The organism is Serratia sp. 2880STDY5682894 (assembly GCF_001537385.1).
Classification (GTDB): domain Bacteria; phylum Pseudomonadota; class Gammaproteobacteria; order Enterobacterales; family Enterobacteriaceae; genus Serratia; species Serratia nevei.
Map to the genome: position 1 here is coordinate 42,035 of NZ_FCJA01000006.1, position 18,034 is coordinate 60,068.

Genomic DNA, 18,034 nt, shown 5'->3' on the forward strand with positions numbered 1-18,034 from the left:
ACGTCCGTTTTCATTGGCTAGCGGATAATTAACATCACTGACAACGAGCTAATAAACAAGAACACCTGGAGTCAATCATGAAACTTATCCCAAGCATCGCAGCAGTATTGATCGCCGCCGCTTCCTTCTCCACTTTCGCCGCGCCGCTGTCGTCGGTGAAACAGGTCAACAGCGAACAGGCCGCCAATCTGCAAAGCCTCGGCGTGGTGTCGGTTTCCGGCATTAGCGGCTCACCGCATGACGCCATTCACGCCCTGAAAGAAAAAGCCGCGGCGGACGGCGCCGGCCATTACCGCATTATCGGTCTGGACACCCCCGGGGATTCCAGCAACTGGCGCGGCAATGCGGAAATTTATCGCTAAGCGTTGGTTTTTTACCCTCTGGCCACGGCAACGTGGCCAATAAAATAAACGGTCGTAATAATTATCTGATAGGGCGCGCGTGGGCGGCTTATTTTCAGGTCATTATTACGACCGTTTTTCATTTTTCCGCTGCGGCTGAGGTTGCATTTTATTACAACTGTGTCCGCCGCTTTCGGAATCATGTTAATGAATACTTAAGAAATTCGGCTCACATTGAGGACTTAACCCAAGGAGGCCTCAATGTTAAATGCGACCCGGCTGCAACTGATGAATCACTTCGCTTACCTGCAGCAATTTATGGCTTCACCGCGCACCGTCGGTACGCTGGCGCCTTCTTCCCCGTGGCTGTGCCAGGCGATGCTGAACCAGGTTGAATGGACCCGGGCGCTGTCGATCGCGGAGCTGGGGGCGGCGGACGGCGTATTGACCAAACGCATTCTGGGGCGGATGCGCGCCGATGCGGCGCTGGAGGCTTTCGAGATCCAACCGCATTTCGTGCATCGGCTGCGGGGGATAGACGATCGGCGGCTGCAGGTGATGGCCCATTCGGCGACCCAAATGGCCACGGATTATGACGTGGTGTTTTCCTGCCTGCCGCTGCTGTCGATCCCGGTCAGGATCAGCGTGCGCATCCTTCAGCAGGCCCGGCAGCGGCTGCTGGCGCGCAACGGCACGCTGGTGCTGTTCCAATACAGCCACCTGTCGGAAAAATTGCTGTCCCGCTATTTTCACTGGAAGCGCCTGCGGGTGGTGCGCAATTTCCCGCCGGCGCTGGTGTATGTCTGTACGCCGCGTTAACTACAGCGTTTTCACCATCACCACCACGTCTTCGTCATACTGCCGCCGGCGTTCCAGAGGCTGCCAACCCCAGCCGGCGTACAGCGCTTCCGATTTGTCGGTGATGAGATGCAAAATCGAATGATGGCGCTGCCGCGCCGCTTCGACGATCGCCATCTCCAGGCGGTGGGCAATGCCCTTGCGGCGGTGATCGGGATGCACGAAGACGCCGGCCAGCCACGGGGTGAGATCCTGGCGCTGATGATCGTCGCTGGGCCACAGGCTGGCCATGCCCACCGGGCGATCGCCGTCGATCATCATCAGCGTCAGGTGATCGTCGCTTGGCCGGCTGCATTGGGCGAAGCGCAGCTGGGTGCGCTCCAGCGTGCCGCCGCGTTGTGAACCCCACTGGCCGAAGGCCCAGGCGGCGCACACATCGGCAAACTGCGGGCACTCCGACAGCGGAATAATGCGTTGATCCATGGATGTCTCCCTATTTTGGTGGTTTCCGCTCTATTTAACCGATTTCCCCGCCATTTTTTTAACTTTTTAAAGCCGCTCTTTTAGCGGTTTCACGGTGTTTCGCCGCGCGCCCGGCGCCGTTTCCCGGATTTCTTTTGGCAATCGCCGTGCAGGATTGCAAGTGCTAATGAGAGTGATTATCATGCGCACACTATTTCCCCGTGTCGGCTTAATCATGCGCAATTCCCTCATTTTACTGCTGCTTTCCCTGTGCTTCGGCGTGTTCTCCGCTCAGGCGAAGACGGTGACCGATATCACCGGCCGCCAGGTCGTGGTGCCGGACAACCCGCAGCGCATCGTGGTGGGGGAAAGCCGCATGCTGTATACGCTGGCGCTGCTGGAGCCGGGCAACCCGGCGCAGCGCATCGTCGGCTGGCCGGCGGATCTGGCGCGGTTCGATGCGCAAAGCTGGCAGCTCTATACGCAGAAGTTCCCGCAGATCGCCGCGATCCCCATTATCAGCGGCAATAATTTCCGCCAGGTTAATATTGAAAGCCTGCTGCAGCTGAAGCCGGATCTGGTGATCCTGGCGCGCTACGCGCGTGAAGACGGCGACAACGATCTGCTGGTTTCCGCGCTGAACAAGGCCGGCGTGGCGGTGATCTACGTCGATCTGCGCATCGATCTGCTGAACAACACCGTGCCGAGCGTACGGCTGCTGGGCGAAGTGCTCAATCGCCAGCAGCGCGCTGAGCAGTTCATCGCGTTTTATCAGCAGCATATGGCTGTGATTCAGCAGCGGCTGGCGGGCTATCAGGGGCCGAAGCCCAAAGTGATGCTGCACCTGCATCTGGGGCGGCGCGACACCTGCTGCACCACCGCCGCGCATGGCAACCTTGGCGATCTGCTGACCTTCGCCGGCGGCGACAACATCGCCAACGCCAGCGTCAAAGGGGTGTACGGTGAGCTGAACCCGGAAACCATCCTGAGCGCCAATCCCGACGTTTACCTCGCCACCGGCATGGCCGGGCCGCAGGGCAAGCGGCTGTCCGATCTGCGCCTCGGGCCGCAGGTCAGCCAACAGGACGCCGCCGACAGCTTCCGCCGGCTGATCGCCACACAGCCGATGCTGGCCAGCCTGCAGGCGGTGAAGCATCACCGCGCCTGGAGCGTCTGGCACAACTTTTACCTCAGCCCGTACCACGTGGTGCTGGTCGAGATGTTCGCCAAAGCGTTTTACCCGGATCTGTTCGCCGACATTAACCCGCAGCAGACCTTCCAACAGCTGTATCAGCAGTTTTTGCCGTTACCTTTTTCAGGGACCTATTGGAGTCAGTTAGATAATGAATAACAACAAGCGCGGCTGGTGGTGCGCATTGCCTTTGGCGGCCTGCGCGACATCGCCGACGTGGGCGGCGGAGAAAGCCGCGCCGCAGGAAGAGAGCCTGGTCGTGGTCGGCCGCAAAGATGCCGACGGCGTGCAGAGCTATCAGCCGTTGACCAGCGTCACCGGCACCCGCAGCGAAACCAACCTGCTGAACGTGCCGCAGGCGATCGACGTGGTGCCGCAGCAGGTGATTACCGATCAGGCGGTCAGCAGCCTGGACGAAGCGCTGTACAACGTCAGCGGCATTACCCAGGCCAACACGCTGGGCGGCACCCAGGACGCGGTCATGAAACGCGGCTTCGGCGACAACCGCGACGGCTCCATTCTGCGCGACGGCGTGCGCTCGGTACAGGCGCGCAACTTTACGCCGACCACCGAGCGGGTGGAGGTGCTCAAGGGGCCGGCCTCGATGCTGTACGGCATGGGCGAGCCGGGCGGGATGATCAACATGATCACCAAAAAGCCCCAGCTGCAGCAGCATACCCACGTGGAAGGCTGGGGCAGCAGCTTCAACGGCGGCGGCGGCCAGCTCGACGTTACCGGGCCGCTCGGCACGTCGGGGTTTGCCTATCGCATGATCGTCGATCACGATGAAACCGATTACTGGCGCAACTTTGGCCGCAATCGCCAGACGGTGATCGCGCCGTCGTTGATGTGGTACGGCGAGAACACCACCGTGCGCTTGGCCTATGAACATATGGAATATCTGGTGCCGTTCGATCGCGGCACCATTATCGATTCGCGCACCGGCAAACCGGTGAATACGCCGCGCGATCGCCGTTTCGACGAAGCCTATAATGCCACCCGCGGCGATCAGGACAGCATTACCCTGCAGATCGATCAGACGCTCAACGAGCGCTGGAAAAGCTCACTGACCTACGCCTACAGCCGCAACAGCTACAGCGACAACCAGGCGCGCGCCACGGCGCTGAACCCGGTGACCGGCGTGTTGAGCCGCCAGGCCGACTCGACTGCCAACGCCGTCAGCCACGCCAACGCGGTGCAGCTGACGCTCAATGGCGACGTGGACTGGGGCAGCATCAACCACCAGATGCTGTTCGGCTTCGATTTTGAAGATAACCGTACCTTCCGCGGCGACATGATCCGCGGCAAAAAGAACAGCGATTTCAATATCTATCATCCGGTATACGGCCTGATGCCGCCGTCGACGGCGGTCAGCGCCAAAGACAGCGACCAGCGGGAAAACCTCACCAGCTACGGTTGGTTTATGCAGGATTCCATCCAGCTAACCGATAAATGGCTGGTGATGGGCGGCCTGCGTTACGACGCTTTCGACGTCTATGCCGGCAAGGGGCGGCCGTTCCAGGCCAATACCGACAGCTCGGACAGCAAGCTGGTGCCGCGCGCCGGGGTGGTGTACAAGCTGACGCCTTATGTGTCGCTGTACAGCAGCTATACCGAGTCGTTCAAGCCGAACTCTTCCATCGCCACCCAAATTGGTTCGCTGCCGCCGGAGCAGGGCAAGTCGTGGGAAGTCGGCGGCAAGCTGGCGTTGCCGAACGGCGTCACCGGCACGCTGGCGCTGTTCGACATCACCAAGCGCAACGTGATGGTCAATGAGCTGGTGGAGGGCGAAACCGTGACGCGCACCGCCGGGCGCGTGCGTTCGCAGGGCGTGGAGCTGGACGTAGCCGGTAACCTCACCGATTCGCTGAGCCTGATCGGCTCCTATGCGTATACCGACGCGCGGGTGGTGGACGATCCGGACAACAAGGGGAAAGAGATGACCAACGTGGCGCGCCACACCGCCTCGCTGTTCCTGACCCAGAACCTGGGCAGCCCGGGCTTGTACAGCGGCGATGAGGTGCGCATTGGCGCCGGCGCGCGCTACGTAGGACGCCGCCCGGGTGACGCTGCCAACAGCTTCTCCCTGGATAATTACACCGTTGCCGATGCGTTCGCCGCTTACACTATGCCGATCAACGGCTATCGGGTGAAATGGCAGCTGAACGTGAAGAACCTGTTCGATAAAACTTACTACCCGTCCAGCGGCGGTAATTTGCGCGTGGCGGTGGGGGAACCGCGTGAGGTGGTGCTGCGCGGCAGTATCGATTTCTAAGCTACGGGCGGTGAAATTTGCTTAAATAACCGCCCCAACGTTAAGGAGAACCCATGAGCCTGCAGATTCGTTTGGCGCAGCAGCGGGATATCGTGCATCTGATGGCGGTTGAACGTTCGGCGGCGCAGCTGTTTCGCCAGCAGCCGGAATGGCGCTTTATCGCCGAAGGCGAGGTGATGGCCCCGCAGCAGCATGCCGCGTTTATTGCCGAACGCCGTGAATGGCTGGCGGAAAGCGACAACGGCGAGTGCGCCGGTTTTATCGCCGTGCAGGCTCAGGGGGAAGATTGGCACATCGCCGAATTGTCGGTCGCCGGCACCTGGCAGCGGCAGGGCGTCGGCCGTCGCCTGATCGGCGCGGTGGCGGAAGAGGCCAAACGGCAGGGCGCCGGCCGCCTGACGCTCACTACCTTCATTGAGGTGCCGTGGAATGCGCCTTACTACCGGCGGCTGGGATTCCGGCCGCTCGACGACGCGCGCCTCACGGCTGCCCTGCGGCGGCATCTGGATGAGGATCTGGCGCACGGCTTTGCCGCAGGCAGTCGCTGTGCCATGGAATTTACACTATCGTAAATATTGAAATACAGAGCGGGCAGGGTATGATGCCACCACCACGCCATCGCACCCGCTCGGTATTTTGGTATGCAATGCACTCAAGTCACCGCATAAGGGACAACCCGTAATGACACAAACCCTGTTCATGATAGGCGCTCGCGGAGCCGGCAAGACCACGGTAGGCAGCGCATTGGCGTTGGCGTTGGGCTATCAGTTCGTCGATACCGATCTGTTTATGCAGCAGGCGGCGCAGATGAGCGTGGCGGAAATGGTCGAGCGCGAGGGCTGGCTGGGGTTCCGCCGCCGCGAGACCATCGCGTTGCAAACCGTGACCAAGCCGTCAACTATAGTTGCCACCGGCGGCGGGGCGATCCTGGCGGAGGAGAACCGTCAGTTTATGCGTCAGCATGGCACCGTTATCTACCTGCGCGCGCCGGCCAGCGTGTTGGCGCGGCGGTTGGAAGAGTACCCGGAAGATGCGCAGCGCCCGACGCTCACCGGCAGGCCGATCGCCGAGGAGATGCTCGAGGTGCTGGCGGCGCGCGAAGCGCTGTATCAGGACGCCGCGCATTACGTGATAGACGGCGCCGCCGATCCGCAGCGGGTGGTGGAACAAATTCTCGCGGTGCTGCCGCGTGAGACGGTGAAGTAACCCTTTCTTCTCTTCGGGCGCTGGGCGCCCGTTTTCTTATTCCGTTTGCCGAGCCGGCGCAAAGTACGCCCCGGGCGTGACGCCGAAGCGGCGGCGAAAGGCGGCGATATAGGCGCTGACGTTGTCATAGCCACAGGCGTCGGCCACCTCGCTGACCGCTTCGCCGCGTGATAATCCCTCCAGTGAACGCAATACCCGCGCCTGCTGGCGCCACAGCGCGAAGCTGATGCCGGTTTCCTGCAGAAAACGGCGGCTCAGGGTGCGCGGGCTGAGCCCGGCCCAGGTGGCCCAGTCGCACTGGCTGCGCAGGCTGGCGGGATCGTTCAGCAGCGCCCGGGCGATGTTCAGCAACCGGGCGTCCTGCGGCAGCGGCAATTGCAAAGGGGCGCGGCTTGCCGCGTGCATTTCGTCCAGCAGCACCTGCAGCAGCCGCCGTTGCGGCGCACTCAGCGGGCCGGCGGGGAACTGCGCGATGCGCTCTACCAGGGCCTGCAACAGCGCAGAGGCCGTGAACAGCTGCGGCTGCGGCGGCATCTCCGGCACGCTTTCCACCGGCAGATACAGACTCCAGCCTGCCACGTCGCCGCAGGCCAGCGCCTGATGGGCGCATCCCGGCGGCAGCCAGCCCAGCGTACCGCCGGTGATCGCCCATTGCCGGCCCGGGAGTTCCATGGCCAGCATGCCGCGCGTCAAGAGATAGATCTGGCCGCCTTCGTGCCGGTGCCAGGGCGTCAGGTGTTTTTTTTCATGCTGAAGGCGTTGGCTGCGGATCTGCGTCATGTTGGCCGTTTAACGTTATTGAAAGTCTTGATGTGGTTATTATGCCATCGCCTGACCGGGATAGGATCGTCGTTCACCCTATTTCGGAGAAACGTGATGACTCAACTTACCCCACTGGATCTGGTACTCGATACGCTGCAGCAGGTCGTCGCCAGCCCGGAACATCGCCCGGCGCAGATCGCCGCCCGCTTCAGCGCGGGCTACCGCCAGCAGGTGGATGGCAAGGCGCTGAACTTCGAGCAGTTTGAGCAACACATGGCGCTGCTGAAGCGGCAAACCCGCCGCATGACGCTGAGCGTGATCGCGGCGGCGGAGCAGGGCGAGGCGGTGCTGACCCACCATCTGGTCGAGCTGGAAAAGTGCGATGGTTCCTGCAGCCGCGTGCGGGTGCTGGCGCACTTCATCGTGCGTGAGGGCCGCATTTGCGCCTGTGACGAACTGACCGAGCTGTTGGCGGGCTCCCCCGGCGATCGCGATCTTGGCTCGCGCGTGTCGGAATGAGGGCGGCTGCTATACTTGCTACTGTGTGAAACACACGGGAGAACGGCATGCGCGAAAATGATCAACCTGCTTATCCACGGAGCGCCCGCGTCGTAGAGGTGTTTCGGGGCGACCCGAGCCTGCATCTGCGCCGTTTTGAAGTGCGCACCGACGACATTGAGCCGAATACGCTGCTCAGTGAACATGAAACCGAGCAGGAAGCGCTCGACGCCAAGCATCGCTATGAGGACGAGGCGTTAGAGCTCTGACCTGCAGCCCAGCGGAAACCGGCGTCAGGCCGGTTTCCTGTTTATCCCCGCCTTAGCACATATTTCCCAGAACAATATTGATAATGATAATCATTTATGTGATTTTTATCGCCCCTATTGGGTGTTTCACTTCTGGGAAAAGAGATGTCCAATTCCGAGTTGCAGGCGCTGTTTCTGCGCCACATGCGGCCGCTGCAAACTTATTTGAACGCCAAACTGCGCGACCCTCAGCTGGCCGCGGATTTGGCGCAGGAAAGTTTTACCCGCCTTACCGAGCAATACCCGCAGGGTAACATTCTCGATATTGAGGCCTACCTGTATAAAACCGCCAAAAACCTGATGCTCGACCATCTGCGCCAGCAGCAGCGGCGGCAGACCGAAGCGGTAGAAGACGACATTCTGGCGCAGTATCCCTCCGGCGAACCGGCGCTTGAACAACTGGCGATCGATAGCCAACTGCTGCAGCTGTTGCAACAGGCGTTGGCGGGCATGCCGTCGCGCACGCAGCAGATTTTCCGCCTTAACCGGCTCGATGGCCTGACCCAGGCGCAGGTGGCGGCGCAGCTGGGCGTGTCGCTCAGCACGGTGGAAAAACACCTGGCCAGCGCGCTCGAGCGGCTGATGGCGCGTATGGAAGAACAATAATGGCAATTTTTTTACGGGTTTATCCGCCCTCAGACGTCTTAACCTATAACCAGAAAAAACAGGGGGCTACGTCATCATGAAACCGCTAACCGCGCAGGCGCGACAGCAGGCGGCCGCCTGGGCCGTACGCCTGGCCGAAGGGGCGCTGCCCGCCGAACGGCGGCAAGCGCTGGACGCCTGGCTGGCCGATGATCCGCAGCATCCGGCGGCGCTGCGTCAGGCGCGCCAGCTTTGGGCGACGCTGGGGCAGCTGCCGCCAGAGCAGCGGCAGGCCTTACAGCCGCAGGTGGCGGCGCTGAAAACGCCCTCTCGCCATCGATGGCCACGCTGGGCGGTGGCGGCGGCGGTGGCGATCGCCGTTTCCTTCGGCGTTTATCGCGGGCCGGATCTGTGGATAGGCATGCAGGCGGATTATCAAACCGTTCGCGGCGAAGTGCGCGAAGTTGCGCTGCCGGACGGCAGCCGGGTGGCGCTGGACAGCGGCAGCGCGATCGCGCTGGCGTATTCTGCAGACGAGCGCAAGGTGCGATTGCTGCGCGGCACCGCCTATTTTATCGTCGCGCCGCTGGGCGGGGCGGAACGTCGCCCGTTCAGGGTGGAGGCGGAAAATGGCGTCACGCAGGCGCTGGGCACCGAGTTCAGCGTAGCGCGCACCGAGCAGGGCGTGGATGTCAGCGTGCATCAGCACAGTGTGCGGGTGACGCTCGAGCGCGGCGAGCGCTCGCTGGTGGTCGCGCAACGTCAGGCGGCGCATTACCGCAGCGGCCTGCTGTGGCTGACGCGGCAAGCGGCCGGTGATGACGCCTGGCGGCGCGGCTGGCTGGTGATCGACCGCCAACCGCTGGCGCAGGCGCTCGCGCAGCTCAATCGCTATCGCGAAACCCGCATCGTGGCGGTCAACCCCGCGCTAAGAGCGCGCACGGTGAGCGGCGTGTTCGCGCTCAATAAACTCGACGACGGCGTCGGCGCCATTCGTCAGGAACTCTCCGCCCGTCAGCTGAATCTCCCCGGCATCACGCTGCTGTACTGAGCGGCAAAGGCGGGCCGGGATGCCCGTTTCGCCGCTATTTTCACTTTCTGTAAAAAATCTTTACGGGTTTTTGCCTCCCGGAACGTCCTTATGTTTAAACGAGATTGATTTCCATTATCACTTGGTTTGGCATTCTTTCGGGTGGAACACACACGCATGTTTATTCACAAGGGAACCACGCCGGCCGGCCGATTGGCCACGGCGGTACGCGCCGCGCTGGCGGCGATGATGCTGACTCAGCCGGCGGTGGCGCTCGCCGCCCAGGCTGACGCGAGCAGCGCGCAGGCCGCACAGCAAAAGCATTTCAACATTGCGGCGCAGCCGCTGCAGAGCGCCATGTTGCGCTTCGCCGAGCAGGCCGATATGCAGGTATTTTTCGACGAGGTGAAGCTCGACGGCATGCAGGCGGCGGCGCTGAACGGCAGCATGAGCGTTGAACAGGGCCTGCGGCGCTTGATTGGCGACAATCCGGTGGCTTTCCGCCTGCAGCCGCAGGGGCAGATCGTATTGAGCCGGTTGCCAGCGGCAAACGGCGACGGCGGCGCGCTGGCGCTGGACAGCCTGACGGTGCTGGGCGCCGGCGGCATCAACGCCAACGATTGGGTTTACGACGAACCGCGCTCGGTCAGCGTCATCAGCCGCGAACAGATGGATAACCGCCCGGCGCGGCACGCGGCCGATATTCTGGAGCAGACGACGGGGGCTTATTCCAGCGTCAGCCAGCAAGATCCGGCGCTGTCGGTCAACATCCGCGGCATACAAGACTATGGCCGGGTGAACATGAACATCGACGGCATGCGGCAGAATTTTCAAAAGAGCGGCCACGGCCAGCGTAACGGCACCATGTACATCGATTCCGAGCTGCTGTCCGGCGTGACCATCGACAAGGGCACCTCCGGCGGCATGGGCAGCGCCGGCACGCTCGGCGGCATAGCCACCTTCAATACCGTCAGCGCGAGCGATTTCCTGGCGCCGGGCAAAGAGCTGGGCGGCAAGCTGCACGCCAGCACCGGCGATAACGGCACCCACTTCATCGGCAGCGGCATACTGGCATTGGGCAACGAAACCGGCGATATCCTGCTGGCCGCCAGCGAACGCCACCTCGGCGACTATTGGCCCGGCAACAAGGGCGACATCGGCAACATTCGCATCAATAACGACACTGGCAATTACGATCGCTACGCCGAGAGCATCAAGAACAACAAAATCCCCGACACAAATTACCGCATGCACTCGCGGCTGGCCAAGGTGGGCTGGAACCTGCCCGCCAATCAGCGCCTGCAGCTGAGCTATCTGCAGACCCAGACCGCGTCGCCGATCGCCGGCACCTTGACCAACCTGGGCACCCGCCCACCCTATGAACTGGGCTGGAAGCGCACCGGTTACAGCGACGTGATGGCGCGCAATGCGGCATTCGACTACAGCCTGGCGCCGGAAGGCGTCAACTGGCTCGATTTTCAGGCCAAGCTGTATTACGTCGATACTCAGGACGACAGCGACACCTACAGCACCAGCTCGCTGCTGGACAACGGCTACGTGACGCGCACTCGTCTGCGTACCTATGGCGCGCAGGCGCAAAACACCTCGCGCTTCAGCCTGGCGCCGGGGCATGACTTCCGCGCCAACTACGGGCTGGAGTTCTATTACGACAAAGCGACCAGCGACTCTTCCCGTCAGGGCATGGAAGGGGTGACGCCGGCCGGCAACCGTTCGGTAGCCAGCCTGTTCGCCAACCTGACCTACGACTACGACGGCTGGCTGACGCTGGAGGGCGGGCTGCGTTACGACCGCTATCGCCTGCGCGGCCAGACCGGCCTGAGCTATCCGGATTTGGCTAAGGATGGGCAACGCTACACGATTGATAATCCTTGCAAAGCGCTGCGTCTGACCGGCTGTTCAACCACCACCCGCGAGGATTGGGCGGTTGACCGCGATCAGGGCAAACTGTCGCCGACGCTGGCGGTGGCGGTGCGCCCCGGCGTGGAGTGGCTGGAGCTGTATTCCACCTACGGCAAATCCTGGCGGCCGCCGGCGATCACCGAAACGCTGACCAACGGCAGCGCGCACAGCACCTCCACGCAATACCCCAACCCGTTCCTGCAGGCCGAGCGCTCGCGCGCCTGGGAGGTCGGGTTCAACGTGCAGCAGCCGGATCTGTGGTTTGAGGGCGATCGGCTGGTGGCCAAGGTGGCCTACTTCGACACCAAAGTGGACAACTACATCAACCTGGCGATAGACCGCAATAAACCGGGGCTGGTGCAGCCGAGCATCGGCAATGCCGCTTACGTCAACAACCTGTCGAAAACCCGCTTCCGCGGGCTGGAGTACCAGCTCAACTATGACGCCGGGGTGTTCTACGCCGACCTGACCTATACCCACATGATCGGCAAAAACGAGTTCTGCTCGAACAAAGCCTGGCTGGGAGGGCGTCTGCGCTACGGCGACGGTTCGCGCCGCGGCAACTTCTATGTTGAACCGGATGCCGCGTCCAATGATGCCGTCACGTGCGACGGCGGCTCGCAGTTCGGCACGGCCGCCTATCTGCCGGGCGATCGCGGCTCGGTCACGCTGGGCGGCCGCGCTTTCGATCGCAAGCTGGACGCCGGGGTGACCGTGCGCTTCGCGCCGGGCTATCAGGACAGCTCGGTGCCGTCCAACTACCCGTACCTGGCCGACTGGCCGAAGTATACCCTGTTCGATCTGTACGCCAGCTACAAGCTGACCGACAGCCTGACGCTGCGCGGCTCGGTGGAGAACCTGACCAACCGCGCCTACGTCGTCAGCTACGGCGAGACGCTGGCCAACACGCTGGGGCGTGGCCGCACCGTGCAGGGCGGGGTGGAATACCGTTTTTAAGCAGTAAAAGGGCGTTGCTCATTCTTGAGCACAAGGGCGGCCTCGCAAGGGGCGCCATTCATCAATGGAGATAGAGAAATGGCATTTTCAGTCAACTATGACAGCAGCTTCGGCAGCTACAGCATCCATAACTATCTGAACGAGTGGGCGTCGTCATTTGGCGATATCAACCACACCAACGGTAACGTCACCGACTCCAACAGCGGCGGCTTCTATGGCGGCAGCCTGTCCGGCAGCCAATACGCCGTGACCAGCACCGCCAACAACGTTACCTCGTTCGTGGCGGGCGGCAACCTGACCTACACCTTGTTCAATGCCCCGGCGCACACCCTGTACGGCCAGCTGGATTCGCTGTCGTTCGGCGACGGCCTGAACGGCGGCGGCTCCACGCCGTACAACATCCAGGTGCCTGACGTCAGCTTCGGCGGTCTGAACCTCAGCAGCCTGCAGGCGCAGGGCCACGATGGCGTGGTGCATCAGGTGGTGTACGGCCTGATGTCCGGCGATACCGGCGCGCTGGAAACCGCGCTCAACGGCATCCTCGACGACTACGGCCTGAGCGTCAATTCCACCTTCGATCAGGTGGCGGCGGCGACGGCGGTGGGCGTGCAGCATGCCGACAGCCCGGAACTGCTGGCGGCCTGATCGCGGCCGTTTGCCCGCCGGTGCCGCGCGCCCCGGCGGGCATTTTCTCGTTTTTAGCCGATGGAAAACGCCATGAAAAACGCCGTCAGGCGCGGAGAAGTGATGAGCGTGCTGGCCGCATACCGGCGCGGATTTTGGGGCATCGCGCTGTTTACTGCGGTGATCAACCTGCTGATGCTGGCCCCGGCGCTGTACATGTTGCAGGTCTACGATCGCGTGTTGCCGTCGGGCAACCGCATGACGCTGGCGATGCTGACCCTGATGGTGGTCGGCCTTTACCTGTTTATGGGGCTGCTGGAGTGGGTGCGCAGCCAGGTGGTGATCCGCCTCGGCGCCCAGATGGATATGCGCCTGAATCAGCGGGTCTACGACGCCGCCTTCGAAACCAATCTGAAAACCGGCAACCCGCTGGCGGGGCAGGCGCTGAACGATCTGACCAACCTGCGCCAGTTCGCCACCGGCAATGCGCTGTTCGCCTTTTTCGATGCCCCCTGGTTCCCGGTTTATCTGCTGGTGGTTTTTCTGCTCCACCCCTGGCTTGGCGCGTTGGCCAGCGCCGGAGTGATCGTGCTGGTGCTGCTGGCCTGGCTCAACCAGCGGGTGTCGCAGGCGCCGCTCGCGGAGGCCGGTCGGGTCGCGCTGAGCGCCACGCAGCAGGCCAACGGCAACCTGCGCAATGCGGAGGCCATCGCCGCCATGGGGATGCTGACCGATTTACGCCTGCGCTGGCTACGGCAGCATCAGCAGTTCCTGCTGTTGCAGAACCGCGCCAGCGAGAAAATCGCCGCCGTCACCGCCTGGTCGAAAACCGTGCGGCTGGCGCTGCAGTCGCTGATGTTGGGCTGCGGGGCGCTGCTGGCGGTCAACGGCGACATTACGCCGGGCATGATGATCGCCGGATCGATCCTGATTGGCAGGGTGCTGGGGCCGATCGATCAGCTGATCGGCGCCTGGAAGCAGTGGTCGTCGGCGCGCCAGTCCCTGCAGCGGCTGGAGGTGATGCTGGCCGCCAACCCGCCGCAGGCGGCGAGCCTGCCGCTGCCGGCGCCCAGCGGCGCATTGGCCGTGAATCAGCTGACCGCCGCTGCGCCCGGGGGGAGCGTACCGGTGTTGCACGGCGTCAGTTTTCGTCTGGAGGCCGGCGAGGTGCTGGGCGTCATTGGCGCATCCGGCTCCGGCAAAACGCTGCTGATGCGCCAACTGGTCGGCGCGCTGACGCCGCTCAGCGGCGACGTGCGGCTGGACGGCGCGGATCTTCGGCAGTGGGACAAACAGCAGCTGGGGCCGCATATCGGCTATCTGCCGCAGGATATCCAGCTGTTCGCCGGTACGCTGACGGAAAACATCGCCCGCTTTGGCCAGGTTGACGCCGAGAAGGTGGTGGCCGCCGCCGCGCTGGCCGGCGTGCACCAATTGATCCTGCATTTGCCCAAAGGGTATGAAACCGAGCTGGGCGAGAGCGGCAGCGGCCTGTCCGGCGGCCAGCGTCAGCGGGTGGCGCTGGCGCGCGCGCTGTATGGCTCTCCGGCGTTGGTGGTGCTGGATGAACCGAATGCCAACCTCGATCGTGAAGGGGAAGAGGCGCTGCAGCGGGCGATCGAAGCGCTGAAGGCGCGCGGCACCACCATCGTGTTGGTGACTCATAAACCGGCGATCCTGGCGACGACCGACAAATTGCTGGTGCTGGCTGCCGGTCAGGTGCAGCACTTCGGCCCCAGCGACGCCATCCTGAAGAAACTGCCTGGTTTTACGCCCGCTGCCGTACCGGCCAATGCCGGCCGCAGCAGCGGCGGTTTCAACGTCAACTACGCCAACTTTGCCAAAACGGCCAGCGGTGAACGAAAAGTATGAGCAATCAGAGTGTGATCCCCGGCGATATCGACGCCCTTTCCCGACAGTTCGACGAAGGGCGTCATCTGCGGCTCGGCAGCTGGCTGGTGCTGCTGGGATTTGGCGGCTTCCTGCTGTGGGGGCTGTTGGCACCGTTGGATAAGGGCGTGCCGGTTTCCGGCAGCGTGGTGGTGGCCGGTAACCGCAAGGCGGTACAGCACCCGAGCGGCGGCGTGGTGTCGCAAATTCAGGTGCATGAGGGGGATCGGGTCCGCGCCGGGCAGGTGCTGTTGCTGATGGATACCGTCGACAGCCGCACCCAGCGCGATGCGCTGCGCAGCCAGCAGTTGAGCAACGCCGCGCAGCGGGCGCGGCTGCAGGCCGAGCGCGACGGCCTGCAGGCGATCGTTTTCCCCGCGTTGTTGCAAGCGCGGCGGGAGGAGCCGGAGGTGATGTCGTTGATGCTGTTGCAACAGCAGCTGTTCACCAGCCGCCGTGCGGCGTTGCAGAGCGAGCTGGCGGCGATCGCGGAGAGCATCGCCGGATCGCAGGCGATGCTGGAGGGGATCCGGCAGTCTTACGCCAGCAAACAGCGGCAAAAGGCCATGTTGCAGGAGCAGCTGGGCGGCATGCGCAAGCTGGCGGCGCAGGGGTATGTGGCGCGCAACCGGCTGCTGGATCTGGAAGGGCAGTATGCGCAGATCGACGGCCAGGCGTCCGAAGACACGGGCAATATCGGCCGTCTGGGCCGCCAGATCCTGGAGCTGAAGCTGCGGGCGATCCAGCGGCGGGAAGAGTATCAGAAAGAGGTCAGCAGCCAGCTGGCCGAGGTGCGGATGAAGCTGGACGAACTGGATAACCGCCTGGCCAAGGCGGAGGCCGATCTGGGCCATACGCAGGTGAAAGCGCCGGTGGCGGGCACCGTGGTGGGGCTGAGCGTGTTCACCGAAGGCGGCGTGATCGGCGCCGGTCAGCAGCTGATGGAGATCGTGCCCAGCGATCGGGGGCTGCAGGTGGAGGCGCGTATCCCGGTCGAGCTGATCGACAAGGTGCAGGTGGGGTTGCCGGTCGAGCTGTTGTTCTCGGCGTTTAACCAAAGCACCACGCCGCGCGTTGAGGGCGAAGTGACGCTGGTCGGGGCCGATCGCTTGACCGACGAGAAAAGCGGTGCGCCCTATTACAGCGTGCGCGCCAAGGTCAGCGAAGCGGGCCTGCAGCGCTTGAACGGGTTGGAGATCCGCCCGGGGATGCCGGTCGAAGGCTTCATCCGCACCGGCGAGCGTTCGATGATGAACTACCTGTTCAAACCGCTGACCGATCGCCTTCATCTGGCGCTGACGGAAGAGTGAGCATGTCGGTTTCTCCACTGCCTTTCGCCGCGCCCGGCGCCGCTATGCCCTGGCGCCGTTGCCTGGTGCTGGTGCTGGCGCTGCACCTGCTGGCCGCGGCGCTGCTCTGGCCCTGGCGAGACAAGGCCGCGCCGCCGTGGGTGCCGCCGCCGGCGGTCATGGTGGTGATGGCCGCCGCACCGCAGGCCCCGGCCGAGGTAAAACAACCGCCGGGAGAAAGGACGCCCCCGCCTCAGGTTGAGCCGCCGGCGCCGCCGGAACCCTTGCCGACGGTGAAGGTGCCTGAAGCCGTACGGCCGAACATCGCCGTAGCGCCGAAGCAGAAAAAACCGCCCAAGCCGGTGAAGAAAACCCTCCCGCCGCGCACGCCGCCGCAGGAGAAAACGATCGCGCCGCCGAAGGTTCAGGAGCAAAGCGTCGGCGCGCCGCCGCCGGGCCGGGCAGATAAAACGGCCGCGCCGCAAACCCGCCTGATGCCCTATGCGCAGGCGGGGGAGGATAGCTGGCGCAGCCGCATCAACAGCCGCCTTAATCGCTTTAAGCGTTACCCCAAAGACGCATTGCGGCTGAAGCGCCAGGGCGTTGGGCAGGTGCGTTTCACGTTGGACAGGCAGGGCCATGTGCTGGCGGTGACGCTGGTCAGCAGCGCCGGGCTGCCGTCGCTGGATCGCGAAATCCAGGCGCTGGTCAAGCGCGCTTCGCCGTTGCCTACGCCGCCGGCGGATGCTTACGTCAACGGCACGGTGGAATTGACGTTGCCGATCGATTTCAGTTTGCGCGGCGCGGGTTTTTGAGCCGCGACAATATCTCCTCCTGATAAACTCATTTTTCAGCAGCTTGTCCTGCCATTCATTATTTTCGAAGCGTATCGTTATTTTATTTGGCGCGGATAAGTTGGCGTTCTGCGCGATATTTTCATTTAAAAAGCACGAATGCCTTTTATTTCGCGGCTGACAAAAAATAAACAGCTTGACGCTGAGGAGTTCGGGTTCTAGTTTTTAATTATAAAACAGGAACTGAGTTCCATATAGTGGAACAAGGCGGATCATGACAACGCTGGAAAATGCCGCTGCGGTATTAAAACTCTTTTCTCAACAACGCGTGATGCATGGCCAGCCGGGCATTGCATTCAGCGACGTGGTGGGCCAACTGGCGTTGCCGAAAAGCACGGTATCGCGCCTGCTGCAGACCATGGAAAATCAGGGCATGCTGGAGCGCGATCCCGATAGCCGGCGTTACCGCATCGGCGCGCTGTTGCTGGCGGCATCCAGCCACTACCTGTCGATGCCGCTGGTGGACAGCCTGGCGGCCAGTATGGCGCAGCTGTGCCGCCAGACTGCCTGTACCGGCTACCTTTCGATATTGGAAGGGCAGGAAATCATGGTGATGCGCATGTTCCCCGGCCGCCACTTTTTGCAGGTGGTGACTCCGGCGGGTTACCGTTCACCGGCGGCGGAAACCTCGGTCGGCCGGGCGATACTGGCGCGTGAAAGCGACGAGCAGGTTCGGGCGCGTTACGCCGGCGGTTACCGGGCGACTTCGCCCAATGCGCCGCAAACGTTGGATGCGCTGTTGCAGAAGTTGCAGCAGGTGAGGCGTGAGGGATGGTCGCTGGCGCGCAATGAAACCCTGAACAGCATCAGTTCGCTGGCGACCGCGCTGGTGAACAAGCACGGCAGCGAGACGGTGGGGTTGTGCCTGTCCTTCCCCTCGCAGGGCGAGGAGCAGCCGTTTGTACCGGAAGTCCTGGCTGAATTAATCGCAGTCAGCCGCCAACTGGCGGAAAAATATGGCGATGATTATTGGCAGCAGATCAAATAACGCGCCTGAGCTATCGTGTTGCATCATAATTAACGAGCGCCGACACCAGGGAACT

Annotated in this window: 18 protein-coding genes; 16 read left to right on the forward strand and 2 right to left on the reverse strand. The window is 62.8% G+C overall.

Features of this window, described 5'->3' with window-relative positions; translation table 11 throughout:
* Positions 1 to 77 precede the first annotated feature (77 nt).
* Positions 78 to 362 carry a YdgH/BhsA/McbA-like domain containing protein gene (locus tag AWX27_RS14590; RefSeq protein WP_038873191.1) on the forward strand — a complete coding sequence of 95 codons (285 nt, stop codon included), beginning with the start codon at positions 78 to 80 and terminating at the stop codon, positions 360 to 362.
* 240 nt (positions 363 to 602) lie between these two features.
* Positions 603 to 1,160, forward strand: a complete 558-nt coding sequence (locus AWX27_RS14595) for a class I SAM-dependent methyltransferase (protein WP_060423257.1) — start codon at positions 603 to 605, stop codon at positions 1,158 to 1,160.
* Here AWX27_RS14595 and AWX27_RS14600 read toward each other — a convergent pair whose 3' ends face one another.
* Positions 1,161 to 1,622 (reverse strand): GNAT family N-acetyltransferase, encoded by a 462-nt coding sequence (locus AWX27_RS14600; RefSeq protein ID WP_060423260.1) that lies wholly within the window; start codon positions 1,620 to 1,622, stop codon positions 1,161 to 1,163. It abuts the gene before it with no gap.
* A gap of 214 nt (positions 1,623 to 1,836) precedes the next feature.
* Here AWX27_RS14600 and AWX27_RS14605 point away from each other — a divergent pair, with 214 nt between their 5' ends.
* The 4 genes from AWX27_RS14605 to aroL all read left to right on the forward strand — a co-directional run bounded on the left by AWX27_RS14605 (position 1,837) and on the right by aroL (position 6,274).
* Positions 1,837 to 2,952 carry an ABC transporter substrate-binding protein gene (locus AWX27_RS14605; RefSeq protein WP_060423264.1) on the forward strand — a complete coding sequence of 372 codons (1,116 nt, stop codon included), beginning with the start codon at positions 1,837 to 1,839 and terminating at the stop codon, positions 2,950 to 2,952.
* Positions 2,945 to 5,068: a TonB-dependent siderophore receptor gene (locus tag AWX27_RS14610; protein ID WP_060423267.1), complete on the forward strand. Its 2,124-nt coding sequence runs from the start codon at positions 2,945 to 2,947 to the stop codon at positions 5,066 to 5,068. The genes AWX27_RS14605 and AWX27_RS14610 overlap by 8 nt, the downstream gene beginning before the upstream one ends.
* A gap of 53 nt (positions 5,069 to 5,121) precedes the next feature.
* Complete coding sequence (locus tag AWX27_RS14615; RefSeq protein WP_060423270.1) at positions 5,122 to 5,640, forward strand: GNAT family N-acetyltransferase; 519 nt, start codon at positions 5,122 to 5,124, stop codon at positions 5,638 to 5,640.
* A gap of 109 nt (positions 5,641 to 5,749) precedes the next feature.
* The gene (aroL, locus tag AWX27_RS14620) at positions 5,750 to 6,274 is read left to right on the forward strand and encodes a shikimate kinase AroL (protein ID WP_060423273.1); all 525 of its coding nucleotides are present in this window, start codon (positions 5,750 to 5,752) and stop codon (positions 6,272 to 6,274) included.
* 36 nt (positions 6,275 to 6,310) lie between these two features.
* On the opposite strand, the gene AWX27_RS14625 is transcribed toward aroL, so the two are convergent.
* Entirely contained in the window at positions 6,311 to 7,054 is a 744-nt protein-coding gene (locus tag AWX27_RS14625; protein WP_060423278.1) for a helix-turn-helix domain-containing protein, read from the reverse strand.
* 96 nt (positions 7,055 to 7,150) lie between these two features.
* On the opposite strand from AWX27_RS14625, the gene AWX27_RS14630 reads away from it, so the two are divergent.
* The 10 genes from AWX27_RS14630 to AWX27_RS14675 all read left to right on the forward strand — a co-directional run bounded on the left by AWX27_RS14630 (position 7,151) and on the right by AWX27_RS14675 (position 17,979).
* The gene (locus tag AWX27_RS14630) at positions 7,151 to 7,555 is read left to right on the forward strand and encodes a hypothetical protein (protein WP_060423281.1); all 405 of its coding nucleotides are present in this window, start codon (positions 7,151 to 7,153) and stop codon (positions 7,553 to 7,555) included.
* A gap of 47 nt (positions 7,556 to 7,602) precedes the next feature.
* Complete coding sequence (locus AWX27_RS14635; RefSeq protein ID WP_046688340.1) at positions 7,603 to 7,803, forward strand: YaiA family protein; 201 nt, start codon at positions 7,603 to 7,605, stop codon at positions 7,801 to 7,803.
* 144 nt (positions 7,804 to 7,947) lie between these two features.
* Entirely contained in the window at positions 7,948 to 8,448 is a 501-nt protein-coding gene (locus AWX27_RS14640) for an RNA polymerase sigma factor (RefSeq protein WP_060423284.1), read from the forward strand.
* Positions 8,449 to 8,524: 76 nt separating this feature from the next.
* The gene (locus tag AWX27_RS14645) at positions 8,525 to 9,478 is read left to right on the forward strand and encodes a FecR family protein (protein ID WP_060423288.1); all 954 of its coding nucleotides are present in this window, start codon (positions 8,525 to 8,527) and stop codon (positions 9,476 to 9,478) included.
* Positions 9,479 to 9,634: 156 nt separating this feature from the next.
* A complete protein-coding gene (locus AWX27_RS14650; protein ID WP_060423291.1) occupies positions 9,635 to 12,334 on the forward strand; it encodes a TonB-dependent receptor in 2,700 nt (899 codons plus the stop codon).
* A 78-nt stretch (positions 12,335 to 12,412) separates the two neighbouring features.
* Positions 12,413 to 12,979 (forward strand): heme acquisition protein HasA, encoded by a 567-nt coding sequence (locus tag AWX27_RS14655; protein ID WP_033642038.1) that lies wholly within the window; start codon positions 12,413 to 12,415, stop codon positions 12,977 to 12,979.
* Positions 12,980 to 13,051: 72 nt separating this feature from the next.
* Positions 13,052 to 14,830, forward strand: a complete 1,779-nt coding sequence (locus tag AWX27_RS14660) for a type I secretion system permease/ATPase (RefSeq protein WP_060423294.1) — start codon at positions 13,052 to 13,054, stop codon at positions 14,828 to 14,830.
* Positions 14,827 to 16,158, forward strand: a complete 1,332-nt coding sequence (locus tag AWX27_RS14665; RefSeq protein ID WP_060423298.1) for an HlyD family type I secretion periplasmic adaptor subunit — start codon at positions 14,827 to 14,829, stop codon at positions 16,156 to 16,158. Before AWX27_RS14660 ends, AWX27_RS14665 begins: the two co-directional genes overlap by 4 nt.
* Before the next feature lie 2 nt (positions 16,159 to 16,160).
* Entirely contained in the window at positions 16,161 to 16,952 is a 792-nt protein-coding gene (locus tag AWX27_RS14670) for an energy transducer TonB (RefSeq protein ID WP_060423301.1), read from the forward strand.
* A 253-nt stretch (positions 16,953 to 17,205) separates the two neighbouring features.
* A complete protein-coding gene (locus tag AWX27_RS14675; RefSeq protein ID WP_060423304.1) occupies positions 17,206 to 17,979 on the forward strand; it encodes an IclR family transcriptional regulator in 774 nt (257 codons plus the stop codon).
* Positions 17,980 to 18,034 lie beyond the last annotated feature (55 nt).